The 25,149-nt window shown below is 41.4% G+C and carries 18 protein-coding genes and 2 tRNA genes; 14 read left to right on the top strand and 6 right to left on the bottom strand.

Features of this window, described 5'->3' with window-relative positions; genetic code table 11:
• Nucleotides 1-4 precede the first annotated feature (4 nt).
• From EWE74_RS00290 to EWE74_RS00255, 8 genes are read left to right on the top strand one after another with little or no spacing between them, the layout of a single operon-like run.
• Nucleotides 5-583 (top strand): CDP-alcohol phosphatidyltransferase family protein, encoded by a 579-nt coding sequence (locus tag EWE74_RS00290; RefSeq protein ID WP_130139552.1) that lies wholly within the window; start codon nt 5-7, stop codon nt 581-583.
• A 6-nt stretch (nt 584-589) separates the two neighbouring features.
• Nucleotides 590-1,300 (top strand): phosphatidate cytidylyltransferase, encoded by a 711-nt coding sequence (locus EWE74_RS00285; protein ID WP_239018508.1) that lies wholly within the window; start codon nt 590-592, stop codon nt 1,298-1,300.
• Nucleotides 1,301-1,309: 9 nt separating this feature from the next.
• Nucleotides 1,310-2,272 (top strand): UbiA family prenyltransferase, encoded by a 963-nt coding sequence (locus EWE74_RS00280; RefSeq protein WP_130139550.1) that lies wholly within the window; start codon nt 1,310-1,312, stop codon nt 2,270-2,272.
• Between the two features lie 27 nt (nt 2,273-2,299).
• Nucleotides 2,300-4,936, top strand: coding sequence for a PEP/pyruvate-binding domain-containing protein (locus EWE74_RS00275; protein ID WP_130139549.1), 2,637 nt, complete (start codon nt 2,300-2,302; stop codon nt 4,934-4,936).
• Nucleotides 4,929-6,014, top strand: coding sequence for a DUF3419 family protein (locus EWE74_RS00270; protein WP_130141069.1), 1,086 nt, complete (start codon nt 4,929-4,931; stop codon nt 6,012-6,014). Before EWE74_RS00275 ends, EWE74_RS00270 begins: the two co-directional genes overlap by 8 nt.
• Nucleotides 6,014-6,694: a diacylglycerol/polyprenol kinase family protein gene (locus EWE74_RS00265; protein WP_130139548.1), complete on the top strand. Its 681-nt coding sequence runs from the start codon at nt 6,014-6,016 to the stop codon at nt 6,692-6,694. Before EWE74_RS00270 ends, EWE74_RS00265 begins: the two co-directional genes overlap by 1 nt.
• The gene (locus EWE74_RS00260) at nt 6,682-7,662 is read left to right on the top strand and encodes a GNAT family N-acetyltransferase (RefSeq protein WP_130139547.1); all 981 of its coding nucleotides are present in this window, start codon (nt 6,682-6,684) and stop codon (nt 7,660-7,662) included. Before EWE74_RS00265 ends, EWE74_RS00260 begins: the two co-directional genes overlap by 13 nt.
• Nucleotides 7,646-9,166 carry an AMP-binding protein gene (locus EWE74_RS00255; RefSeq protein WP_130139546.1) on the top strand — a complete coding sequence of 507 codons (1,521 nt, stop codon included), beginning with the start codon at nt 7,646-7,648 and terminating at the stop codon, nt 9,164-9,166. The genes EWE74_RS00260 and EWE74_RS00255 overlap by 17 nt, the downstream gene beginning before the upstream one ends.
• 38 nt (nt 9,167-9,204) lie before the next feature.
• Here EWE74_RS00255 and EWE74_RS00250 read toward each other — a convergent pair whose 3' ends face one another.
• From EWE74_RS00250 to EWE74_RS00235, 3 genes are all read right to left on the bottom strand, one after another.
• Nucleotides 9,205-10,584: an MBL fold metallo-hydrolase gene (locus EWE74_RS00250; protein WP_130139545.1), complete on the bottom strand. Its 1,380-nt coding sequence runs from the start codon at nt 10,582-10,584 to the stop codon at nt 9,205-9,207.
• Between the two features lie 377 nt (nt 10,585-10,961).
• A tRNA-Asn gene (locus EWE74_RS00240) sits at nt 10,962-11,035 on the bottom strand.
• Nucleotides 11,036-11,293: 258 nt separating this feature from the next.
• A tRNA-Asn gene (locus EWE74_RS00235) sits at nt 11,294-11,370 on the bottom strand.
• A gap of 908 nt (nt 11,371-12,278) precedes the next feature.
• Here EWE74_RS00235 and EWE74_RS00230 point away from each other — a divergent pair.
• The 3 genes from EWE74_RS00230 to EWE74_RS00220 are packed head-to-tail and all read left to right on the top strand — an operon-like array spanning nt 12,279 to nt 16,173.
• Nucleotides 12,279-12,968: an arylesterase gene (locus EWE74_RS00230; protein ID WP_130139544.1), complete on the top strand. Its 690-nt coding sequence runs from the start codon at nt 12,279-12,281 to the stop codon at nt 12,966-12,968.
• An 8-nt stretch (nt 12,969-12,976) separates the two neighbouring features.
• The gene (locus tag EWE74_RS00225; RefSeq protein ID WP_130139543.1) at nt 12,977-13,645 is read left to right on the top strand and encodes an ABC transporter ATP-binding protein; all 669 of its coding nucleotides are present in this window, start codon (nt 12,977-12,979) and stop codon (nt 13,643-13,645) included.
• The gene (locus EWE74_RS00220) at nt 13,642-16,173 is read left to right on the top strand and encodes an ABC transporter permease (RefSeq protein ID WP_130139542.1); all 2,532 of its coding nucleotides are present in this window, start codon (nt 13,642-13,644) and stop codon (nt 16,171-16,173) included. The genes EWE74_RS00225 and EWE74_RS00220 overlap by 4 nt, the downstream gene beginning before the upstream one ends.
• A gap of 32 nt (nt 16,174-16,205) precedes the next feature.
• On the opposite strand, the gene mgtE is transcribed toward EWE74_RS00220, so the two are convergent.
• On the bottom strand, nt 16,206-17,585 hold the full coding sequence (gene mgtE, locus EWE74_RS00215; protein WP_130139541.1) for a magnesium transporter: 1,380 nt from the start codon (nt 17,583-17,585) through the stop codon (nt 16,206-16,208).
• 698 nt (nt 17,586-18,283) lie between these two features.
• Between mgtE and EWE74_RS00210 the strand changes: the two genes are divergently transcribed.
• Nucleotides 18,284-21,094: a hypothetical protein gene (locus tag EWE74_RS00210; protein WP_130139540.1), complete on the top strand. Its 2,811-nt coding sequence runs from the start codon at nt 18,284-18,286 to the stop codon at nt 21,092-21,094.
• A gap of 74 nt (nt 21,095-21,168) precedes the next feature.
• Here the strand turns inward: EWE74_RS00210 and EWE74_RS00205 are convergent, their stop codons facing one another.
• Both EWE74_RS00205 and sppA read right to left on the bottom strand, forming a co-directional pair.
• Complete coding sequence (locus tag EWE74_RS00205) at nt 21,169-22,359, bottom strand: phosphoglycerate kinase (RefSeq protein ID WP_130139539.1); 1,191 nt, start codon at nt 22,357-22,359, stop codon at nt 21,169-21,171.
• A gap of 83 nt (nt 22,360-22,442) precedes the next feature.
• Nucleotides 22,443-24,209: a signal peptide peptidase SppA gene (sppA, locus tag EWE74_RS00200; protein WP_130139538.1), complete on the bottom strand. Its 1,767-nt coding sequence runs from the start codon at nt 24,207-24,209 to the stop codon at nt 22,443-22,445.
• Nucleotides 24,210-24,292: 83 nt separating this feature from the next.
• Between sppA and folK the strand changes: the two genes are divergently transcribed.
• Both folK and EWE74_RS00190 read left to right on the top strand, forming a co-directional pair.
• Entirely contained in the window at nt 24,293-24,799 is a 507-nt protein-coding gene (folK, locus tag EWE74_RS00195; protein ID WP_130139537.1) for a 2-amino-4-hydroxy-6-hydroxymethyldihydropteridine diphosphokinase, read from the top strand.
• The gene (locus EWE74_RS00190) at nt 24,789-25,139 is read left to right on the top strand and encodes an Hpt domain-containing protein (protein WP_130139536.1); all 351 of its coding nucleotides are present in this window, start codon (nt 24,789-24,791) and stop codon (nt 25,137-25,139) included. The genes folK and EWE74_RS00190 overlap by 11 nt, the downstream gene beginning before the upstream one ends.
• Nucleotides 25,140-25,149 lie beyond the last annotated feature (10 nt).

Raw genomic sequence — 25,149 nt, 5'->3', positions numbered from 1 at the left:
AGCCATGACAACTAAAAAGGAAAATATCTGGAATGTGTCTAATGCACTGTCTGCTTACCGCATCTTGGCGTTACCATTTATTATATACGCTATTGTTAGCGGAGATAAAAATTTGTTCATCACCCTCCTATCCATTAATCTGATTACGGATATTTTGGATGGTCTGATTGCCCGCACTTTCAAGCTGCAGACCGAACTGGGCGCAAGACTAGATTCTTTAGCAGATATCGGAACTTATATCATGGCTTTTGCAGGCATGATTGTACTGGAACAGGATTTTGTAAAAGAATATAAATTGGAATTTATGTTACTGATAGGCCTTTGGTTGCTTCCGCAGTTGTTAGCTTTATTCCGGTTTGGACGTTTTCCCAGCTTTCATTTATGGTCGAGCAAGACCATCGGCTATGTCCAAGGCATATTTATTTTCACCTTTTTCCTTTTCGGCTTTTGGAAACCCTATTTTTATTTCATGGTGGTGGTAAGCTGTTTATCTTATCTGGAGGAATTGCTCTTGGTTGTATCGTTGCCCAAGCTTCGTTCTAACCTAAAGAGCGCATTTTTTGTCTTCCGAAATAAAATATAATAGATTATGTTTTGGACATTATTCTATATGATCATTATATTCTTCACTATCGGTGGTATAGCAATATTCGTACTCAATAGAAAGAGCGATGCCGAGCAACGGAAAGCACGTTGGGTGAAGTATATCTTCTACCTCCTTGCCGTCAGCATAACCGTTTGGTGTATCCAATATGGAATCATGCGCTATCTGGCGATTGTATTACTCATCATTGGGGCATATGAAATCGTTAGAGGTTGGCGTTCTTCGAGCAGGGGAATATTGTTTTTAGGACTATCCATCCTATCTTATATGGCCTTAGCTTTTAGCTTTTATCAATTTTCTAGTCAAGTCGCGTTAGAGCGGGTATTATACGTTTATACTATCGTATTTACATTTGATGGATTTGCCCAAATTACAGGTCAGCTTTTTGGAAAGAAAAAAGTGCTGCCTAAAATTAGTCCAGACAAAACTATAGCAGGTGTTGTTGGTGGATATGCCATGGGAATCGCTACGGGATTGTTTGTCATGCAGTGGTTAAATATGTCGGGATATGCAATAGGATTTTCGCCATTACTCATTTGTACAGCGGCATTCGTAGGCGACACCCTTGCTTCTTGGTACAAACGTCGGTGTAATTTAAAAGATTATAGTAAACTTATCCCTAGACACGGCGGCATATTGGATAGGTTTGACAGTTTCATTTTTGCAGGGGCAATATTTTGGCTAGTTTATTTGTAAGATTTTAGGATGAAAACACAACAAAATGAATACAGCAATCCAGAAGAAAACAACGCTTCTTTCATCACGCGTTTCTGGATATATCAACGGGAGCGTTTTCCCTTGCTGGCACACGGGATTTTGATTAGCGCCTTTAGTCTTTCGGCAATAGCCTATTCCAGAATTTCTAGAGGCGCAACGGGTTTTATCTCCTGGCAACATTTTTTGGTTGGCGTGTTTACCACGGTTACACTTTTTTTACTGGTTAGGGTATTTGACGAGTTCAAGGATGCCAAAGAAGATGCGATGTACCGTAAGGAATTACCTGTTCCACGTGGGTTAATTTCTCTTCACGAACTGCGATTAGTGGGTATCGTACTGTTCTTAGCGCAAATCGCTATCAACCTTATTTTCTTTCCCAAAATGCTAATTATTTATGGTATTGTAATTTTTTACCTCTGTTTGATGGGCAAAGAGTTTTTTGTGGCGGAATGGCTGAAGAAGCATCCCTTTTGGTACGTGACTTCGCACATGCTGATTATTCCATTGATTGATATCTACGCCAGTGGGTTGGATTGGTTACTGGCAAGTGTTGATGCACCAAAAGGACTGCTGTTCTTTTTTGCGGTTTCTTTTATGAACGGCCTCGTACTCGAAATTGGTCGGAAAATAAGAAATCCATCCGATGAAAAAGTTGGCGTAGAAACCTATTCGTATATGCTTGGTGCTAAAAAAGCGACAGGATTATGGATACTCATTTTATTCGCTACGTGGTTGTTAAGTATAGTAGCATCTTATTATGCCGGGTACGGTATACTTGCTTATATCATTTTAACTGCTATATTTATGTTCAGTTGTATTCCGGCTGTTTTGTTCGTCAACAACATGACAAGTAAGCGTGCAAAAGCAATTGAATTGACTTCGGCAGGATGGACAATCGCGATGTATCTCAGCTTGGGCGGTGTCCCCATGTTGGAACGCTTGTTTGGGTAACAACTTGCATTCAAAAAGAAGAAACACATGATTTTTATTCAAGGCAATCAATATCAATATATAGAACATCCGGCGATAGGAGGAAAAGCCAAAAACCTATTGAAATTAGGTCAGCTAGGCGTGCACGTACCAAAATGGGCCGTATTGCCTGCTGATTTTCTTGCAGAGGTTTTTAAGGACGTGTCTTCGATCGAGCGCTCGACAGATGTATTGCATGCTATTGACCGATATGTCTTCCCTCCTGTCGTACAAGCAGAATTAAATACACAGTTCGCAGAGGTTACCTATTTGGCGGTACGCTCTTCTGCGTTGGACGAAGATGGGCGACAACACTCTTTTGCTGGGCAGTTTGAAAGTTATCTGTACGTAAAAAAGGAACAGGTATTGGAGCGCATAAAGGATGTCTGGCGCTCCGTTTTTTCGGAACGTGTGCATGCTTACCGACAGGCAAATCGTCTCGGTCCAAGTCTGGGCATAGGCGTTATTGTACAGGAAATGATTGAGGCTGATGCTGCGGGAGTCGCTTTTGGCATAAATCCCGTCAATGGACACCGGAAAGAGAAACTCATATCGGCTGTATTTGGTGTGGGCGAGGGTTTGGTCTCCGGGGAATTGGAAGCAGATAATTATATCATTGCAAATGGACGTCTCGACCGACAAACCGTTCGCAAAAAACAGCAAATGATACTAAATCCAGATGGCACGGGCGGAGTGGTATTATCGGATGTACCAAGAATTAACCAGAATGACCAAGCGATTTCAGATGGTGTTATTTGGCAACTGGATCGACTATTGAACAAGTTGAGAAAAGCATTCGGATTGTATCAGGATGTTGAATTTGCGGTGAAGGACGACAGCCTGTATATCTTACAGACGCGCCCGATAACCGGACTTTCCAAATTGCCCGATCCAACCAGCGAATATATCGTATGGGACAACAGTAATATTGTCGAATCATACCCCGGCGTAACCACGCCGTTGACCTTTTCTTTTATCAGCCAATCATACGAAACAGCTTACAAAATATTTGTATCGATATTGGGTGTAGATGAGCAGACAGTCCATCGCCATCAACGTGTTTTTACGAATATGCTCGGTTTCATCAACGGTCGGGTATACTACAATTTACGCTCCTGGTATCATTTATTGGCGATGTTACCGGGGTACAGCCTAAATGCACGTTTCATGGAGCAAATGATGGGCGTTAAAGAGCGCTTCGATATTCCCGAAAGTTATCTCTTACCACAAGGAAAGGCATGGATGCGTATTTTGAAAATGATCGTAAAAATGTACGGGCATCTAAGAACCTTGCCCAAACAGCGGATAGCGTTTAAAAATTTATTGGATCGTACGATTGACAAGTACAAAAAGATCGATTTTCAATCGAAGGACGCCAACGAGCTGATGAATTTGTACCTGCATTTCGAACGGACACTTCTCCATCAGTGGAAAGCACCGCTACTCAATGATTTTTTTGCGATGATATGGTTTGGATTGCTCAAAAAACGTTGTGAAGAATACACAAAAGAAGATCACCCGAATATCCACAACGACCTGTTATGCGGAAGTGCGGACATCATTTCTACACAACCGATCCATCGCAGTGTCGAGCTGGCAACCTATATTTCGGCTACACCCTATTTAAAACAGGTATTTCTCCGCGAAACGTCCGAGGACATCTGGCAGTTTTTGCTATACGACCATCTCGCCGAGAGCAAAAAAACGAAAGAGATGATCGAACAGTATATCACAGATTTTGGGGAGCGCTGCGTTGGGGAACTAAAGCTGGAAACCATTTCCTATACGCAAGATCCATCACGATTTGTACAGGTACTGAAATCGTACGTGGAATCGGGAATTACAACAGCTAAAACGTCAAACCAAATAGAGGAAAAACTCCGAACAGATGCAGAAGCCATTATGAAAAAGGCGCTGCGTTATAAACCGCTCAAAAAATGGATTTTCAAGAAAACACTGCATCGTACCCGATATTTGGTGAGTGCGCGCGAAAACCTACGCTATGAACGAACCAGAGGTTTTGGGATTGTACGGGAGATTTTCACCTATATCGGTAAGCGTTTTTATGAAGAAGATATACTCGAATTTGATCGTGATATCTTTTTTCTGAGCAAAGACGAAATCTTTGCCTATATAGAAGGCCGTAGCTTGACCACAGATCTCAAATCACTCATCGCCGTGCGCAAGGAAGAGCACGAGCGCTTCCAACAGATGCCTATGCCGTCCGAGCGCATCGGCACCTACGGCGTTGTATACCAAAGTAATGATTTTTATAGCAAGAGCAAGATGGAAATAGCCGAAAGCGACTTAAAAGGAATTGGTTGCTGTCCGGGGCAGGTCAAGGCGAGAGCGCGTGTCGTACAGCATCCGAACGACATAGATTCCTTGGATGGCGATATTCTGGTGACCACCAGTACCGATCCCGGATGGGTAACGCTTTTCCCCAGTGCCGGAGCCATCCTTGTGGAACGAGGCAGCCTACTGAGTCATTCGGCTATCGTTTCCCGGGAAATGGGTATTCCTTGCATTGTGAGCATAACGGGTTTATTGTCCCGTGTCAAAACAGGCGATTGGATCGAGATGGATGGAAGCACAGGTGAAATCAAGGTTTTGGACGAAGCACAAGAACATAACCAGCATGGGTAATCTGGACAAAAAAGTTGATTTTAGCATTATCCGCTACGCCAATTGTTGGGAAGATTCGGAAATACTGCTCCAAGGTTTAGCACCTAAAAGCGGTTCGAAAATTTTATCCATCGCTTCTGCCGGCGACAACAGTTTTTCCTTGCTTACTGTTGATCCCGAACTGGTTGTCGCTGTAGATGTAAATCTGACGCAACTGTATCTCGTGGAGTTGAAAAAAGCAGCTATCCGTTCTTTGGATTATGACGATGTACTTGTTTTCCTAGGTTTCCACGAGGGAACAGACAGGCTGAAATTATTTCAACAGTTAAAACAGGAATTAGCCGCTGATGTGCGTCAATATTGGGAACGACATACCGATACAATAACCCGAGGCATCATACATCAAGGGAAATTCGAGCGGTATTTTCAGCTGTTTGCTAAACGCGTATTGCCTTTCATCCACGGTAAAGGACGGGTTGAGCAATTATTGGCACCAAAAGACGAATCGGAACAAATAAAGTTTTACCACAAAAAATGGAACACCTGGCGTTGGCGTTTATTCTTCAACATCTTTTTTAGCCGTTTTGTGATGGGGAAATTGGGACGTGACCCCCAGTTCTTAAAAGAAGTAGGGATAGATGTTTCTGCTTATATTTTCAAGAAAGCCGAAAAACAGCTAAAAAAAACCCGTGCCCAAAAAAATCCGATCTTGCGTTATAACCTAACAGGGAATTTCGGCGAACTATTGCCACATTATCTGCAACCGGAATCTTATCATAAATTAAAAGGAAATTTGGATAGCTTGGTTATCCGTCAAGGATTTGCCGAGCAGGTAGCCAGGGAATATGGACAATTTGATAGCATGAATTTATCCAATATATTCGAATACATGAATAAAAGCCTCTTCACGGAAACGGCGGAAAAACTGATACAGCTGTTAGCAGATAGAGGTAGAATGGGCTATTGGAATTTGATGGTACCGCGCCGTATCTCGGGTATTTTTCCGTCCGAAGTTCGCTATCTTAACAAATTTTCCCAACAGCTGACGGAGGACGATCACGGCTTCTTTTACAATCAATTTATTGTGGAACAAAAGTAATGGAAACGAACTTGCAACATACACTTATTCTCGCAGGATGCTATCTTATACTCTTCGCGCTAGGAGAGTTCTTGTATCACGTCCTGAAAGTAAAAGTCGAGTTGACAAGAAAGTTTGTGCATCTCGGTACCGGACTGCTGGCCTTACTTTTTCCCGTATTGCTGGACAATCATTGGTGGGTATTGTTATTATGTGCGTCATTTGCGGTCATATTGATCTGTTCGCTACGCTTCCATTTGCTGAAATCTATCAACGCAATCGACCGCAAATCAGTAGGTAGCTTAGCCTATCCTGTGGCCGTTTATGGTTGCTATCTTTCGTACAGCCATCAAGGACATCAATACATCTATTATTACCTGCCTATTATGATATTGGCTATTAGCGATCCTTTGGCGGCATTATGCGGTAAAAAATGGCCGTGGGGTTCTTATCGAATAGCGGGAGCTACGAAAACCGCAACAGGATCCCTAGCCTTCTTTATCAGCGCCTTTTTGATTGCTGTCATCAGTTGGCGATACCTATATTTATCGGACATGAATACGAGTAAAGTGTTCGCTTTTGCATTCATTGCATTATGGTCTACTATCGCCGAGGCCGTCAGTCGGGACGGCTACGATAACGTTTCGATTCCGTTTACAGTCATAGTGAGTATGTTATTGACACAATCATGGATAATCTAATAATCACCGAAATCTATACCAAAGAGCAATCCGACACATTCGCCCAAATAAATGTATCACCGGGGAATGAACGTATGCCCATGGATCATTACTATGTAGGCATCGCGGTAAAACGGCAAGGTGTTTATCTCGCAAAAGCCGTTTTGTATTTAAATAAGGGGATTCTCTACGAAGAGAAAAACGTTGGGCTGGTAGGTGCTTACGAGGCACAAGAAAACGAGGAGGCGGTACAGAAACTGTTTCGGGCCATCGAAAAACAAGCTAAAGAAAAAGACGTAAATTTTCTCATTGGTCCAATGAACGGTTCGACCTGGGAAAATTACCGCTTTCATGATCATCCCGAAAAACCCTTGTTCTTTATGGAGATGAAACACGAACCTTACTATGCCAAACAGTGGCAATCAATAGGCTTCGAGCCGATAGCACATTATTATTCGGCCATAGCCGCCGTTGCTCCACGACAAAATGAAAAAATTGACAAGTTAAAAAGCAGGTTACTTCGTGATGGAGTTATCATTCGGGGATTAGATAAAGACAATTACGTGGCTGATTTAAAAAAGCTATACCCGTTTTTACACGACTCTTTTAAACAGAACTTTCTGTACAGCCCGATCAGCGAATCATCTTTTTTAGAAAAATACCTACCGTTGCAATCTGTATTGAAAACCGAGTTTGTCCAAATTGCGGAACATGATGGTGAAATTGTCGGCGTTCTGCTGGGCACAGATGACTTTTTGAACCCAGCTGGCAAAACCTTAATCATCAAAACACTTGCCCGTAGTCCCAAACGACTATATCGGGGTCTAGGATTAGTATTAGTTGACGAATTTTATCAAAAAGCTGTAACCAAAGAATATCAGCAGATTATTTATGCTTTGATGATTGACGAAGGAGACGCAACTCCCCTATCCGATCAATACGATGGACATCTATTAAAAACCTACACACTCTATGGAAAATCCATTTAACATCGCTGGTCTGTTTATACGTCACACCGAAAGGTATCCTGACAAAACCGCTATCTGGGATAAAAACGGTGATAAAATTACTTTTTCAGAACTCGCACAGCAGGTTCGGCTAACGGCAAATTACTTCAAACGAAAAGAAATCCTAAAAGGTGATCGGGTCTTACTGTTTGTACCAATGGGCATTGATCTCTACCGAAATGTGCTGGCGCTGTTCTACCTGGGAGCAACCGTTGTCTTTGTCGATCAATGGAGCAAGATAGATCGTCTGGATACCTGTTGCCAAATCGCGGATTGCAAAGCGTTCGTGGGTAGTTGGAAAGCCCATGTGCTGCGTTTCTTTTCTAAAGGCATCCGGCAGATTCCGATCAAGCTGGGATTGTCTTATTCTGGAGATGAAAATGACCAAATTTGTCAGACACTGTTGGAAGACGCAGCACTTATTACCTTTACGACAGGCAGCACCGGAACGCCAAAAGCAGCACTGCGGACACATGGCTTTTTATACGAACAGTTTAAAGCGCTGGAGGAGGAAATCCGAGCTAAGCCGTCGGATGTAGATATGTCGGTACTGCCTATTGTCTTGCTTATCAATCTTGCCGTGGGATCGACTTCCGTGATTGCCGACTTCAACCCATCGAAACCGACTAAGATTCAGCCGAAAAGAATCGTAAGACAGCTTTTGGATCATCGGGTTACCAGATTGGTGGCTTCCCCTTATTTTGTCAAACGTATTGCCGAACATGTTTCCGAACATAAAATTTCATTACCGCAATTGAACGATATCCTTACCGGTGGCGCACCTGTATTTTTAAAAGAAGCGAAACTATACAACAAGGCATTCCCGACTAAAAATGTTCGAATTCTCTACGGATCCACGGAAGCCGAGCCTATTAGCTCTATTGCCGTTGACGAACTGGTATCCGAAACTTCTACATTCAACTTAAAACGAGGTATACCAGTCGGTGCAATCTTTCATAAAACACAGGTAAAGATTATTCCGATTACAGATAAATCTCTTTTCGATATTTCTTTGGAGGCATTTGAACATATGAAACAGCCGGAAGGAGTATGGGGTGAAATCGTTGTTTCCGGTCCTCATGTGCTCACGCAATATTACAAAAATGAACACGCCCTTCGGACGAATAAAATTTTCATCGATGACGTCTACTGGCATCGAACCGGTGACAGTGGTTATATCCGAGATGGACGCCTCTTCCTCACAGGAAGGTGCAATACGCTTATTGCACAGGACGGTCATTGGTTGTCTACTTTTGTTTTTGAAAATTACGTGCAGTCCATCGACGGCATTGAAATGGGAACGATTCTTTCTAACGGCACCGATATAAGTGCATTTATTGAACTAACAGAGGAAACGCAATCCATAAAGGAGCAGGTACTAGCAAAACTTCAACAACTACCATTTAAGGTAACGACAGTAAAATTCCAGCAACTGCCGAGAGACCCCCGCCATCATGCTAAAATTGAATACAGCAAGCTCATTTAAAATGTCATCTGCTGTATTCTTTCCGCTTTTTAGGTGTGCTATGGGACTAGCGCTCTCCACTCTTCCATTCCTGCGACGTAGTTTTTTACATTTTTAAATCCGTTCTTAGCCAATAGTGATTGGGCAATCGTCGCCCGGTCTCCACTTTGACAATGGACAACAATCTGCTTCTCTTTGTTAAACTTGTTTAGGTTATCGGCCAATGTTCCCACAAAGATATTCTCTGCTCCTGCTACATGGTAACGTTCATACTCTGTATATCCTCTTACATCGACGATCTGCGCATCCGGATTTCCAACATAAGACTGGAACTCTTGTATGTCAATAATGTCATGTGTTTCCAATTCCAATCCCAAATCGTCTATATCTGAAATATAACCATAAATATTATCTAGGCCGATACGCATCAGTTTACGAGTGAGATCGTCGATTCTATTATCTTCCGTAACCAGTATAAACTGTTCTTGGTAATTCAACAACCACCCCGCCCAGGTAGAAAAGGAATTATTCCCCTGTATATTGATACTGTTAGGGATAAAACCCTTTGCAAATTCCGTTTTATTCCGAGCATCGATTACGGTTAATCCATTTTTATAAGCATTCAAAAATTGTTCTCTTGTCAATTTTGGATGCTTGGGGACTTCCACCAGCAACGGACGTTCGACCTTGTTCAGATATTTCATCATCGCGAAGTACTTTGGTGGCTCAGGTTGTCCTTCCAATAAGTATTCTACAAAGCCTTCTTCATCATTTTCATATTGGAAAGCCCAGTTACGGATTTTTTCGTACCCGACTGTGGAACTGGGTACCGCGCCCAAGGATTTACCACATGCTGATCCAGCACCATGTCCGGGCCACACCTGTATATAGTCAGGTAATGTGGCAAAATATTGAATAGATTCATATATCTGTCTGGCTGCTTTTTCTTGCGTTCCGATTATTCCGGCAGCTTTCTCCAACAAGTCTGGGCGTCCTATATCTCCAACGAAAACGAAATCGCCCGTAAATATCATTACAGGCTTGTCGGTTGCCGGATGGTCAGTCAACAGAAAGCTGATACTTTCTGGCGTATGCCCGGGCGTATGAAGAATGTTTAACGTTAGGTTCCCAACCTGGATCTTATCGCCATGCTTTAGTCCAATATGCGGAAATTGATACTGCCAGTCTTCATCACCTTCGTCAGACAGATATAATTCTGCCCCAGTTACGGCAATCAATTCCCGCGAACCGCAAAGATAATCCGCATGAATGTGCGTTTCCGTAACATGAGTGATCTTCATATTGTTTTTCTTCGCAATTTCAAGGTAAACGTCAATGTCTCTTTGGGCATCGATAACAATCGCTTTACCTTCGACTTGACAGCCGATAAAATAGCTACCTTGAGCTAAACTTTTATCGTATACATGTTGAAAAAACATAGACTTCCTTTTATTTAATAATCTATTACAAAGCTACGATCTGCATATGGCCTACACAGTAACATAGGTTACAAACGATTTTCACGAAATACATTCAACTTTTAACCAAGCATTTGAATGTTATTCCTGTTCAATTTGACTTTACCTTTATTTTCCAAAGCCTTAAGCAACCTTGAAATCACCACCCTAGAACTATTCCGTATGTTTCATGAAAGAGTTCTTGCATTTATGATTTTTCTTTAGTTCACCGATTACCACTAAGATAGGAAAAGAACTTCCACCGGTCAAGACAAATATAGGCTCTAGACACCCATCATTAAAATCTTCACTAAAAAGAAAAAGCTGCTTTTCTTATCGAAAAACAGCTTTTTTATTAGCTCCTGAAGCTGGGCTCGAACCAGCGACCCTCTGATTAACAGTCAGATGCTCTAACCTGCTGAGCTATTCAGGAATCTTATGCTTTAGACGGCTATTTAGCCGCTTTTCTAAAGTGACACAAAGATACAGCTTCGTTTTTAATATCCAAAAATATTTTTAGAAAATATATCTGTTTAAAAAGCGTAATACTTTTACTTTTTTCACTTTTGAGGTAGACACGGATTTTGTAAATCAAACCAAATCGGAGAACTCGATCGGTCAAACGCAGATGTCTCTAATCTGCACTAAAAACACAAAAAGCCGCTTTTCGTGTAGAAAAGCGGCTTCTAACTGGCTCCTGAAGCTGGGCTCGAACCAGCGACCCTCTGATTAACAGTCAGATGCTCTAACCTGCTGAGCTATTCAGGAATTTATTTTTGTTTCTGTCAAGCAATTCACAAACCATTGCTCCTGATTGACGGGTGCAATATTAAACAATATTTTTAAATCCACAAACTCGTTTTGCTACATATTTAAAGCAAAAACACAAACGTTTTGTAAGTCAATAATTTAAAATTTAGATTTAAAAAATCTTTGCGTTCTGTGATTCGTATAACGATTAAAATTCACGAATACCCAAAAGTGTCACCTAGTAATTCGAGGGATAAAATTCCGCCAAAATTAAGCAAGCACGATGTTTTTTTTGGCGGAATTTTATCCCAATTTCCCTATGTACAAAATCAAAAAAAGCTCCATATGATATTTTAAGGCTGTTTTTTACTATAAATGCTCCTATTGTAGCATTACCCCAACCCTCGGGAAAAACAAAATTTTCCGTCATATTTTTCAAAGTCCCTTCCAAGAAATATACTGACCCCTTTTGAAAAAGTAATCAACCTCCGTAATATTTTGCACCCCCCGAAAGGAATACTGCACATACGAAAGGAAAATATGGGAACCATTCCGTAGCATGGGTTACCCCCTCTTGAAAAAACTACTATCCTCAGCGATGTTTAAGAACCCTTAAAATGAATGTTGCACATACCGAAGAAAAATATGAAAACCATTTAGCCGTATTGGTTAACCTCTCTTGAAAAAACGATTATCTTCCAGCATGTATTACAAACTTCACCGAAATTACCACCTATACTCCAGTATAAAGTAAAAAACCTTCGGGCTGATCTGTATATTCTTCATGGAAATCTATCCCCCTTTTTAGAAGAATTGACGACCCTTCAGCGTATCTCACCTTCCCGATCGACACAAAACATTGTTTTTTTTATAATAATTCCCTATTTTAACTCCATATGTAGTTGGGACGAAGAAAAATTAGTGTTATGATTCATATTTTAAGACGTTATTCCCATTTATTTTTTGGCATTCTGTTGTTGTCCTGTAACAATGGAACATCGCATACTGGTGAAAACAAAAACGACCAAAAAAAAGAGCAAGAAGCCTCCGTAGAACAAAAAACCATTCGCAATATTCTTTTTTTTGGCAATAGCCTAACAGCGGGCTATGGTTTAGATGATCCGCAGGAAGCATTCCCCGCACTAATACAAGCAAAGATTGATTCCTTAGGCCTGCCCTACCTTTGCATAAACGCTGGATTAAGTGGAGAAACAAGCGCCGGAGGAAAAGAACGTATAGATTGGCTATTACAGCAACCGGTTGATATATTTGTATTGGAACTCGGCGCCAACGACGGACTGCGAGGAGTATCTACAGCATCCACCTACAAAAATCTAAGCGATATTGTAGAAAAAGTACGGAAAGCAAACCCTGCGTGTAAATTAGTACTTGCCGGAATGAAAGTCCCTCCTAGCATGGGGCAGGAATACTTTAATGAATTCGAAACCCTGTTTCCTCGCCTAGCCAAACAATACGATATGGCTCTGGTACCTTTTCTGCTGGATAATGTAGCGGGTATAGGAAACTTAAATCAAGCAGATGCAGTTCACCCGACCGCCGAAGGACAAAAAATCCTGGCACATAATGTCTGGGCTGTTCTAGAACCTTTACTCTAAAAACAACTATGGCATCCACTATTTTACAATTCAACCAAGTTTCTAAAAATTACAATCTTGGCAATACTATCATCCCTATTTTAAAAAACATCAACTTTGAAATCAATGCCGGCGACACCGTATCTATAGTTGGGCCTTCAGGTAGTGGCAAAACGACCTTGCTGGGTTTATGTGCAGGATTGGATCAGAGCAGTGAGGGAACAATTATCTTGAATGGGATCAAACTTAACGGTCTTCATGAAGACCAATTAGCACAAGTCCGTAATGAACATGTTGGATTCGTGTTCCAGAACTTTCAGTTACTTCCTACGCTCACTGCACTCGAAAATGTAATGGTTCCGATGGAATTGCGGGGCATGCGAAATATGAAAGATAAGGCGATAACTTTATTAGATCGGGTGGGTTTATCAACAAGAGCTGACCATTATCCATCGCAGCTATCTGGCGGAGAACAGCAGCGCGTATCTTTAGCCCGTGCATTTGCCAATAGCCCCAAGATACTATTTGCAGATGAACCGACCGGAAACCTCGATGCAGAGACGAGCAGAATAGTAGAAGAGATGCTCTTCGAGCTTAACCGCGAATCAGGCACGACATTGGTCGTTGTTACGCACGATATGGAACTTGCGGCAAAAACGCAGCGCATCATCCCTATTAAAGGAGGAACGATAGCATGAATTGGCATTGGATCTTCCTGATGGCATGGCGCGATAGTCGAAAAAACCGATCCAGGCTACTTCTTTTCATTTCGTCCATTGTATTTGGTATCGCTGCACTGGTCGCAATGAAATCCTTTAATGAAAATTTAAAACGAGATATAGATACACAGGCCGCGCTGCTTATCGGCGCCGATCTAGATTTACGGAGCACACGAAAACCGGATAGCTCCACATTGGTTTTCATTGATTCCATCAAGAACTTAAGCGAGCAAATGGCAACCGAAGAGCGATTTATGTCGATGATCCGTTTTCCAAAAGCCGATGGTTCGCGTTTAGTGCAAGTTCGTGCTTTAACAGGTGACTTCCCCTTCTATGGAAACCTGGAAACCCTCCCGGACGATGCTTATAAAAGGTTCGGACAGGAGCCGGAAGTTCTTGTTGAGAAGACACTCATGATACAATATGATGCGGAGTTAGGCGATTCGGTTCAATTGGGAATAAATAATTTTACGATCAGTGGAGAACTCATCGCACAACCTGGACAAACAGCCATGCGTGGCGCGATGGCACCCACAGTATTTGTTCCTTTGGCACACCTTGAAAATAGTGGGTTGCAACAAATCGGCAGCCGGATCCAGTACCATTACTATTTCAAATTTCCTTCCCAATTCCGGACGGACGATTTTGTAGAACAACAGAAAGAACGCTTCACACAGCTACAACTGCGCAGTGCCACCGTATCGACTACAAAAGAAAATACAGGTCGTTCCTTCTCCGATATGGCTCATTTCATGGAGCTTGTCGGTTTCGTAGCTTTGCTGTTAGGTTGTATCGGTGTGTCGAGTGCCGTCCATATCTATATACGTGAGAAATTGGTTTCAGTAGCTATACTGCGATGTCTGGGCACGCGTTCAAGTCAAGCTTTTTTTATCTTTCTGGTGCAATTTGCAGCCATTGGTCTAATAGGCGGCATATTAGGTGCTGCACTCGGAACACTAATCCAGTATGCGATTCCCATTGTTATGCAAGATATTATCCCCGTTGCGCTGAGCAATCGAATATCCTTAAACGCCATAACAGAAGGTATAGGTCTGGGATTGGTAATTTCTATACTTTTTGCCTTGCTACCGCTTATTTCCGTAAGACACATCTCCCCATTGTATTCATTACGGGTCAGCGATGAGCCGCAACCATTGTGGACAGACAACCTGAGGTGGTGGATTTATTTATTGATATTGACTTTTATAATTGTATTTACCCGCTTACAGCTGAATGGGTGGAGGCAAACATTGTTTTTTATCGTAGGTTTAGGTTTCACATTCACTCTTCTGTATGGCGTAGCAAAGGGATTCACGTATTTAATTAGGCGATATTTCCCCAAAAAATGGCCATACCTATGGCGGCAGGGATTATCTAATTTGTACCGGCCGAACAATCAGACGATCGTATTATTGATTTCCATTGGATTGGGGACTGCGTTGATTGCCACCTTATTTTTTGTGCAAGATATGCTGTTGCAACGGGTAAAGATAGCATCAGCCGAAAACCAGGCAAACATGGTACTTTTTGACATTCAACCTCCACAACGCGACACCATCAAAAACATGACGCGAGAAGCAGGATTACCTATTGTAGAGGATGTTCCTATTGTTACCATGCAGCTCGCCGCCATCAATGGCAAAAGGGCAAATGATTATCTATCGGATTCGACTTCCAATATTTCCGCAAGATCGTTCCGTGGCGAAATCCGAGCAACGTACCGCGACTCGCTCACGTTATCAGAAAAGATCGTGGAGGGCCACTGGACAGGCCGTGTATCCAAGGGCGAAATGGGACAGGTATCGCTGGAAAAAAGCTATGCCGAAAGAATTGGTGTGGAGATTGGCGATAGCCTGTTATTCAACGTACAAGGAGTCGAAATACCGGCCATAGTAAGTAACTTCCGGGAAGTGGATTGGAACCGTTTTCAATCAAATTTCAGGGTAGTTTTTGCAGAAGGTATAATTGACAATGCTCCAAAGTTTTATCTGATAATGACACACGTTGATAACGAGACGCAATCAGCCACATTCCAACAGGCAATTGTCAATCGCTTTCCCAATGTTTCTGTCATTGACATCAACACCGCTATCGATATTTTGGAGAGCCTATTGGAAAGAATCGCCTTTGTTATCCAATTTATCGGTTCTTTCAGCATTCTGACAGGGCTTGTGGTCTTAATCGCGTCTGTAAGAATCAGTAAATATCAGCGTTTAAAGGAAAATGTCCTGTTGCGGACTTTAGGGGCGAGTCGTAGACAGGTGTTTACCATAACGGCAAGTGAATACCTAATGTTGGGCATACTGGCTTCAATCACCGGTATCGTTATCGCACTTATTGCAAGTAACCTTTTGGGTATATTTATATTTGAAACGACCTTTGTTCCCTCTATCGGTTTTATTTTAGTATTGACAGCGCTTGTTTCCGTACTGACCGTTGGTATAGGTGTAACCAACAGTTTATCGGTACTTAACCGTTCGCCTTTAGAGACATTACGAAAAGAATAGCATGCTTCCGAAGGCACACGACCGGTTTACAGCTACAGAAGTACGCCCCCCAGTATCAGCGTGGCAATCGTGAAATAGATAATCAAGCCCGTGACATCTACCAATGTCGAGACAAATGGTGCCGAAGAGCTTGCCGGATCTGCACCACAACGGCGCAGAATAAAAGGCAGCATCGAACCGGTCAACGAACCCCACATGACCACCCCAACCAAAGATAAACTGACTACAATACCGACCAAAACCCAATATTCGCCATAGGCATGGGCAAAAGCTTCCCATCCCGCAATACGGGCAAATCCTAAAGCACCCAGTATTAGCCCCAGGAACAGTCCTGAAAGTATCTCGCGTTTCATGACACGCCACCAATCCATCAACGTGACCTCTCCCATAGCCATCGCCTGAATAATCAACGTGGATGCTTGGGAACCACTATTTCCACCACTCGACATAATCAGCGGCATCAGTGCCATCAAAAAAACAGCCTTTTCCAATTGTCCTTCAAAATGCTCTATAACCGATGCTGTTAACAATTGCCCCAGGAAAAGCACAATAAGCCACCCCCCACGCTTTTTTACTAAATGGAAGATAGAGACATCCAAATAAGGTTCATCTAATGCCTCCGTACCCCCGATACGTTGCATATCTTCGGTATATTCTTCGTTAGCTACCCAAAGGATATCATCTATGGTCACGATACCCAGCATAATATCCTGCTCGTCCACGACCGGAAGAGCGACTCGGTTATTCATCCGGAACACGTTGACAGCTTCCTCTTGTGGGTCGTCAGCATGCAAAGATATTAACCTGCTGTCGATTAGATCTTCGACCTTTGTATCTGGATCTGAAATTAGAATATCCCGAATACGAAGGTCATCCATCAAGCGACCGTCACTATCGATAACATATAGTACGTCAATCGTCTCCGATGCATTCCCATAGCGTCTTACGTGGTCTAACACCCGAGTGATCGTCCAGTGAGGCTTCACGGTAATATAATCGGGCGTCATTAAACGCCCCACACTATCTTCGGGATAACCTAGGAGAGACAATGCTTCTTTCCGTTCGTCTGGAGAAAGCATGATGATAAGATGCTTGACGACGTCACCTTTCAATTCGCTAAAAAAGGATGTACGATCATCGGGAGGCATTTCGTTAATCAGCTCGCGGGCTTTATTTGCTGATAATTTTTTGAATACCCTCTCTTGTGTAGGAAAATCCAAAATACCAAAAACGCGGGCAGCTCGGTTTATATTAAGCGTTTCTATAAATAGGGCGGCATGTTCTGGAAGACTGTCGATTAGTTCTTCAACGTCAGAAATGTTCTGCTCGTTTAGAAAATCTTGCAGTTGGGCGATATCACCGGACTCGATCCAATTTTCCACAAGCTCTATCTGCATTTCTAATTCTTCCATAAGCTCTCCTATTTTATAAATCCTACATTGGTATCAATTATTTTTGTCGCAGCAAAAGTCGCCTTTTTAATTGTAAATAACTAATACTTTTTTTGAGTGGAATCGTCCATCTTCGGTAGGTACCAAAGTGTCGCCTAGATTATTCATCTTATCTAACAAAAACGAAGCACAACTGTTTGTTACCTTACACGTGCTACTCCAAAAAAATGACAACATGTCACCAATCCAATAGTCATAGATTTATACCGCATCGATAAAATAAACGAACCATAATTATCAAAGAAGACCATCCGAGGAAGCAACGATTGTCATTGGAATAGGAACACCTCCTCCAGATTCGATTATCCCATAAACTCGGTGATGATATTTTTAATTGTATCTTTTCTACCTTACGATAATGCATATTTCAACGTCGACAAAAACGACGTGCGACAAGAAGGAAATTTAACAATTTTATCCTATCTTGCAAAGGAAATATAAAGACTACGCCAAACACGCAAATATGTATTTTCAACATCATTGTCAGTTAATAACTGGATGAAAAATATGCTATATTTCAATATAAAAATACGATAATATAAATAGTATACTATATTTAATATCAATACAATATAAAATTTAACGAAATATACAATTCATGTAAAAAAGCAATAATTAACTAACAATATTAGCAATAAGATATTATCCAACAAATATAAATGAATAAAAAACTATATATCAGTATATTAACATTATTAATATCACTAATAAATTCACAAGAATTAAAAAGTCAGATTATTGATGATGATCAAGCACATTCGTCCGTAAAATGGCGTCAAATAGATACCGAAAATTTCCGTCTGATTTTTCCTAGCACTTTTGAAAATGCAGCAAAAAAATTAGCCAGACAGCTTCCAAAAACACAAGAGGAAAGCCGCAAGAATTTAAAGACATCCCCTCCTAAAATAACATTAGTTTTACAAGGGAACCATCTTTTGCAAAATGGTTTTGTACAACTTGCTCCTCGAAAATCTGAGATGTTTCCTATCCCCTCTTCTACTGCTGATAATCAAGAATGGCTTCCGAACCTAGCACTACACGAACTTCGACATGTAGCCCAATTTGACAAATTGACAGGAAAGCTGAAAGCCCCTTTTTTCGAACAACTCGCCTTCGCCCTCTATGGATTGAACTTGCCTGCTTGGTATTTTGAAGGGGATGCGGTACAAGTCGAAACAATTTACAGCAATGGCGGACGAGGCAGATTACCTTCTTGGGAAATGCCGATACGTGCCAATATCCTTTCAGGAAAATCATATGACTTCAATAAATATGTATTAGGTTCTTTTAGGGATAATGTTCCATCTTATTACACGATTGGATTCTTTATGAGTAGCTATTTAACCAATCATCATGGCATCGACAGTCACGAGAAAATACTGGCAGATATGCGTGGAAAATTACTCCGCCCATTTAATTTCCGGCGAGCAGTCAAGCAGGTTTCGAACGAAAAGCCAACCGAAATCTTTGACAACACCATCGCGGAATTAACAACAAAATGGGAACAAGAATCTCCTGTTGCACCCGATACGCCGAACATAACGACGAAAGGCAGCCGGTATCCTAGTGATTATTTATTACCGCAAATGAATGATAACCAAGAATTGTACATACTCAAATCCTCCCCTACTGCGGTCAATGAAATCAAGCGTCTGGATAGTGTGGGAAATGAAATTAGCATTGTAAAAACCGGTCGACAGATAACACCATACTTTCATCTACGAAACGATGAACTTGTATGGGATGAATATCGCAAACATGCTCGATTTGGCAAACAAACCTACAATATAATCAATGTATATAATATAGAAACCGGACGCACCAAGACGCTTACGAAAGCATCCCGTTATTACTCCCCCGCATTTCACCCAGTTCGTGATGAAATAGTCGTTGTGGAAGTAAATCCCGAAAATATAAGCAAATTGATCGTGCTCGATTCAAAAACGGGCTCTATACGGGATAGTATTGCCATTCCCGATGGAATACATATACAACAACCAAAATATAATGATTCCGGTGAAAAAATTATAGCTATCGCCGTTGCAGAACAAGGAACAAATTTAATGGAATTTAACCTCATGACGAAAGCGTATGATTTCCTTCTTCAATGGGGGAATCAGCAATTGGAACGCCCTTTTTATTATCATGATGAAATTATTTTTAAAGGGCACAACGACGGTATTGATAACATTTATTTGTTTAATAGGGTTGCAGGGCAACACAAATTGACAAATGCTGCGTATGGTGGATTTAACCCATCTATCGCCCCTAATGGGCTACTGTTGTATAACGATTATCAACACAACGGGTACAAACTTGCACAGAAAGAGATCACTCCTGCCACGATCGGGCAACTTGCTCCCATCCGTCTCCCCTATGTCTCTCCCACATTGGAAAACATACAAAGAGACAGTTTATCGAACGAACCGGTCTCTCCCATCACTGTTAAAAAATATAATCCTAATGCGCATTTAATTAATTTTCACAGTTTATCCATTAGCGGGTCTAACTTTGAAAGTTTTGATAATTACATTCCGGGTATATTTTGGTTATCAAATGACATATTAAATACCACGCAGGTTAAGCTCGGCTATGAGTTTGATCCTGATATATCAAAAAGCCACTATTCTGCAGAAGTTTCTTATAAGCGTTATTTTCCGACATTCACTGCGCGATATGTGAATAGAGGGATGGTAGGCAATGCTGTATCTGGAAACAACCCCAGCAATATCGTGATGTTTGATTACCGCGACCACCATGCAACCTTTGAAATGTCTATTCCCCTATCCGTATACCGGCGCAATATCGTATACAGTTATGGTGTTAATTTCGGCACATCTTATACAAAACGCTACAATACCAGTCTAGCGCTACAGAACTTCAATAATGTTATTGCTTTTCCATTGAATTATCAGGTATATATGAATAGAAATAGTATGCGAAGCACTATGGATCTAGCACCGCGCTGGGGGCAAAATATCAGCCTTACTTACCGTCACCTCCCTTTCGAGCCTGATGCAGCCGGTGAAGTATTAGCCTTACGTACAAACTTCTATTTCCCCGGCCTGTGGACTAATCACAGTCTACAGCTACGGTTTGCCGTACAACAGAACAACGGTATTTATCGAGGATCGTATGATATCCCAATGGTTTCAGGATGGGGACATTTCAATTCACCGTTTGTTAACAACACCGCTATGGCAAACTATCGATTACCCCTTTTTTATCCCGATTGGAGCATAGGCTCTATTGCCTATGTTAAACGCCTCCAAGGCTTGCTATTTTCTGATTTTCAAAATATAGATGAAGACTTGGCTCCAAAAAGTTTTGGAGTGGGGGTATCTGCTGACTTCAATGTATTCCGTTATGTATTACCTGACATCAACGTAGCCGCAAAACTCACCTATATCAATGATAATACAGCTGGCAATAAAATTGTCCCTACGTTTGGGATCAGTTACAGTTATTAAACGAGGAATAACAATATAATACAATAGGGCAGACTAATAAGCCTGCCCTATTTTCATTATAATATATGTTATTGTTAGTCTTCTAAAGCTTTCACGCCCGGTAACACTTTACCTTCCATATACTCCAATAAAGCACCACCGCCTGTACTGACGTAGCTGACATGCTCAGTCATACCGAATTTAGATACAGCAGCAGCAGAATCACCGCCGCCGATAAGTGAAAATGCGCCGCGCTCTGTAGCTTTTACTACTGCATCAGCTACCGCTTTCGTACCCTTAGCAAACGTATCAAATTCAAAAACCCCCATTGGTCCGTTCCACAATAAGGTATTAGAAGCGCTAATCACTTCTGCAAAATGTGCCGAAGATTCCGACCCGATATCCAATCCCTCCCTATCAGCAGGAATTTGATCATTAGGCCCATTGTAGGTATCTGCATCATTTGCAAATTTATCCGCTATTTGCGCATCCGTAGGAAGTACCAAATTCACCCCTTTTTCATCGGCCTTTTTTACAAGTTCATTGGCTAAATCCAATTTATCTAATTCCACTAAGGACTTTCCAATCTCTCCTCCACGGGCTTTGACAAAGGTATACGCCATTCCACCACCGATGACCAAGTTATCCACTTTATCCAATAGCGCTTCGATCAACTGAATTTTGTCGGAAACTTTTGCTCCTCCCATGATAGCCGTAAAAGGACGCTCCGGCTTATTTAATACTTTCTCTGCATTGTTAATTTCCGCCGCCATCAAATAGCCAGCATATTTTTTGTTAGGGAAAAATTGCGCAATAATGGCGGTAGAGGCATGCGCACGATGTGCTGTACCAAAAGCGTCATTCACATATACATCACCTAATTTTGCCAGCTTCTCTGCAAAACCAACATCTCCCTTTTCTTCTTCTTTATAAAAACGTAAGTTTTCCAAAAGAAGCACTTCTCCGTCCTTTAGTTCCGCACTTTTCTGAATAGCTTCCTCGCCTATGCAATCATTTGCAAACTTCACATCGACACCTAATACTTTTGATAAATGTCCAACAATATGCTTTAATGAATATTTGTCAGTAGGTCCTTCTTTTGGGCGTCCCAAATGAGACATGAGTATGACAGCACCGCCATCCGCCAAAATCTTTTTGATGGTAGGAGCTGCACCTTGAATACGATTATCATCCGTTATATTAAAATCCTCATCCAAAGGCACATTAAAATCCACGCGAATTAACGTCTTCTTCCCTGAGAAATTTAAATCATCAATAGTTTTCATATATATATTTTTGTTTACGCATTATAGTTCACGGTTTAAACCGTGGGCTAAATATAGAAAAAAGTAAGAATACTTACACGTATTTATCTAATTTCAATCCTATACGGGATACGAGCTTGTATACCGGATGACTTTAATACCGTACGAAGTTGTTCGATATGCTGTCTGTATTCGCCCAGTTCTTCACCCAACATCCACATCCGTATACGTTCTTTAGAAGTCCCTAATAACGAAGCAAACGGGTCTTTAAGTGTCGGATAATACATAATTCGATATTCTTTCAACTTCGCCTTTGCTGCCGCTGCCTGTATAGCACGGTCAAGATTTCCGATACCATCTACCAATCCACGATCCAATGCTTGACTTCCCGTCCATACTCTCCCCTGCCCAATACTATCTACGGCAGACACGTCCATATTTCGTCCTTCTGCCACTTTAGTTGTAAATGTATCGTAAATCCGATTCACTTCGGCTTGTATGATAGCCTTTTCTTCTTCTGTCAGCGGTCGATCCACAGAAGTCATCAAATCGGCAAATTTACCGGTTTTGACTTCATCCACATGTATCCCTAGTTTATTATTAAGCAACCCTTGCATATTAGGAATCAGGCCAAATACACCTATAGAACCTGTAAGTGTTTCCTTTTCTGCAAAAATAGAATCTGCCATGGTAGAAATATAGTATCCGCCAGAGGCGGCATAGTCCCCCATAGATACCGTGATAGGCTTCACTTTCTTTGTTAATGCTACTTCACGGGCGATAATGTCCGATGCCAACGCCGAACCACCGGGTGAATTCACGCGTAATACCACCGCTTTTACACGATCATCACGGCGTAATTTTCGAAGCTCTCGAGAAAGTTTATCCCCGCCGATATTACCCTCCATACCCTCACCATCAACGATATCACCATATGCATATAACACCGCTACACGATCCCCTTTTGTGTTGGTATTTTCTTCTTTGTTGTAATCCAATAAGGAAACTGCAGGAATGTCTTTTTTTTCTTCTATATCCAAACGTTCTTTCAGCTTCGTAAGCACCTCGTCTTTATAGCATTTGCCATCAATAAATTTATAATGCAAAGCATCGTCTGCATTTCTTATCAAAAAATTATTCGCAATATCCTTCAATGTATCTGTGGGAATTTGTCTGCCATCTGACACATTCTCCAGAAATGTACTATACATACTCTCCAAATAGGCTGTCAATTGTTCCCTGTTGGCGTTACTCATTTCGTTTAAGATAAAAGGTTCAACGGCCGATTTATAGGTACCCACCTTGACTACTTGCATCTCCACCCCCAATTTATCCAACGCTTCTTTCATAAACATGACAGAGGCGGAAAGTCCTTTAAATTCTAAAGAACCTTCAGGATTCATATAAATTTCGTCTGCTACCGATGCGAGATAATACGCTTTTTGTGTATAGATATCGCTATGCGCTACAATAAATTTACCTGACGATTTAAAATCAACCAGTGCGTCCCTAATTTCTCGCAAACTGGCCATACCGACATTGACATACGTAGGACTAAGATATATCCCTTTTATCCGGCTGTCTTCTTTTGCTGCTGCGATACGCGAAAGAATATCGTTTAACCCTAACGATTTCATTTCTCCGTAGCCGGGCAAATTCATACTCTCCCAAGGGTTCGATGATGTGCGTTCCGGAATATGATGATTTAACGAAACATAAAGCACGGCATTGGAAGGAACATACACCTCCTCTTTCGACCCCATACTACTGATCGTCGCGGTGATAAACCCAATCAGCACGATCAATATAATAGCAAAAACGATAATCGTTCCTGTAACGGTTGCTAAAACGTATTTAAAAAAAGACCTCATAACTATTCTATGTTTTTTCCTCTAATTTAGAGGTTTCTTTTGAAGAATTCGAAATTTAAATAGATTAGCTTTATCTTTAAGCAATGAATAAGGTGTTTTTGTTATTAGGTGCAAATTTGGGTAATCCCGCTACGCAATTAGCAAAGGCTCTCGAGAAAATTGAAAGCCAGGTGGGAAAGATAGAGGTTTGTTCATCGCTTTACGAATCCGAAGCCTGGGGTGTAACGGATCAGCCTACATTTCTTAATCAAGTAGCATTAGTATCTACCTCGCTTCCACCGTTGGATATCCTAGACACTATCCAGACAATTGAAAATAATCTGGGTCGTGTACGACTATCGAAATGGGGTGCTCGCGTAATAGATATCGATATTTTGTATTTTAATCACGACTGTATTCAACACGAACGTTTAGTTGTTCCGCATCCATATCTACCGGATCGAAGGTTTGTATTGGTACCCCTTTCTGAAATCGCACCTTCTTTCACACATCCTAAATTAGGCCTAACAACAATAGACCTATTAACACAATGCGAAGATAGTCTTGACGTACATCTTTATAACCCAAACGACAACGACAATGCAATATAGATTGATTAATCCGTTGGTTATCCAAGAAACCTTAATGAACAACAAAGAGTTGGTCTTACAATTTCTCGGTCTCTATCAAGAACAGATCCCTAATGATTTACTAGCGTTAAAGGAAGCAGTCACATCGGAGGTACATATCGAAATAGCGAATAAGGCACACCATATAAAGCCGACAATGGAATATATTGGCGCGCAGGCTTTACGCGAGAAATTGCAACAATTAGAATACGCAGGGAAAAATGGCACCGAAATTCCTCATATCCATACCCTATTTATGGATATCGAAAGGGAGATACACACACTATTACAGGAAATTGCCGACTACAAACAGCATACGTAAAATCCCCGAA

The organism is Sphingobacterium corticibacterium, from assembly GCF_004208525.1.
Lineage (GTDB): Bacteria > Bacteroidota > Bacteroidia > Sphingobacteriales > Sphingobacteriaceae > Sphingobacterium > Sphingobacterium corticibacterium.
Note: the sequence above shows the minus strand (reverse complement) of the source record. Positions and strands in the feature narration are given on the sequence as shown.

Excerpts from the sequence above, each read along its gene's own strand:
- EWE74_RS00290 (WP_130139552.1), top strand. The coding sequence starts at position 5 with ATGACAACTAAAAAGGAAAATATCTGGAATGTGTCTAATGCACTGTCT.
- EWE74_RS00285 (WP_239018508.1), top strand. The coding sequence starts at position 590 with ATGTTTTGGACATTATTCTATATGATCATTATATTCTTCACTATCGGT.
- EWE74_RS00280 (WP_130139550.1), top strand. The coding sequence starts at position 1,310 with ATGAAAACACAACAAAATGAATACAGCAATCCAGAAGAAAACAACGCT.
- EWE74_RS00275 (WP_130139549.1), top strand. The coding sequence starts at position 2,300 with ATGATTTTTATTCAAGGCAATCAATATCAATATATAGAACATCCGGCG.
- EWE74_RS00270 (WP_130141069.1), top strand. The coding sequence starts at position 4,929 with ATGGGTAATCTGGACAAAAAAGTTGATTTTAGCATTATCCGCTACGCC.
- EWE74_RS00265 (WP_130139548.1), top strand. The coding sequence starts at position 6,014 with ATGGAAACGAACTTGCAACATACACTTATTCTCGCAGGATGCTATCTT.
- EWE74_RS00260 (WP_130139547.1), top strand. The coding sequence starts at position 6,682 with ATGGATAATCTAATAATCACCGAAATCTATACCAAAGAGCAATCCGAC.
- EWE74_RS00255 (WP_130139546.1), top strand. The coding sequence starts at position 7,646 with ATGGAAAATCCATTTAACATCGCTGGTCTGTTTATACGTCACACCGAA.
- EWE74_RS00250 (WP_130139545.1), bottom strand. The coding sequence starts at position 10,584 with ATGTTTTTTCAACATGTATACGATAAAAGTTTAGCTCAAGGTAGCTAT.
- EWE74_RS00230 (WP_130139544.1), top strand. The coding sequence starts at position 12,279 with ATGATTCATATTTTAAGACGTTATTCCCATTTATTTTTTGGCATTCTG.
- EWE74_RS00225 (WP_130139543.1), top strand. The coding sequence starts at position 12,977 with ATGGCATCCACTATTTTACAATTCAACCAAGTTTCTAAAAATTACAAT.
- EWE74_RS00220 (WP_130139542.1), top strand. The coding sequence starts at position 13,642 with ATGAATTGGCATTGGATCTTCCTGATGGCATGGCGCGATAGTCGAAAA.
- mgtE (WP_130139541.1), bottom strand. The coding sequence starts at position 17,585 with ATGGAAGAATTAGAAATGCAGATAGAGCTTGTGGAAAATTGGATCGAG.
- EWE74_RS00210 (WP_130139540.1), top strand. The coding sequence starts at position 18,284 with ATGAATAAAAAACTATATATCAGTATATTAACATTATTAATATCACTA.
- EWE74_RS00205 (WP_130139539.1), bottom strand. The coding sequence starts at position 22,359 with ATGAAAACTATTGATGATTTAAATTTCTCAGGGAAGAAGACGTTAATT.
- sppA (WP_130139538.1), bottom strand. The coding sequence starts at position 24,209 with ATGAGGTCTTTTTTTAAATACGTTTTAGCAACCGTTACAGGAACGATT.
- folK (WP_130139537.1), top strand. The coding sequence starts at position 24,293 with ATGAATAAGGTGTTTTTGTTATTAGGTGCAAATTTGGGTAATCCCGCT.
- EWE74_RS00190 (WP_130139536.1), top strand. The coding sequence starts at position 24,789 with ATGCAATATAGATTGATTAATCCGTTGGTTATCCAAGAAACCTTAATG.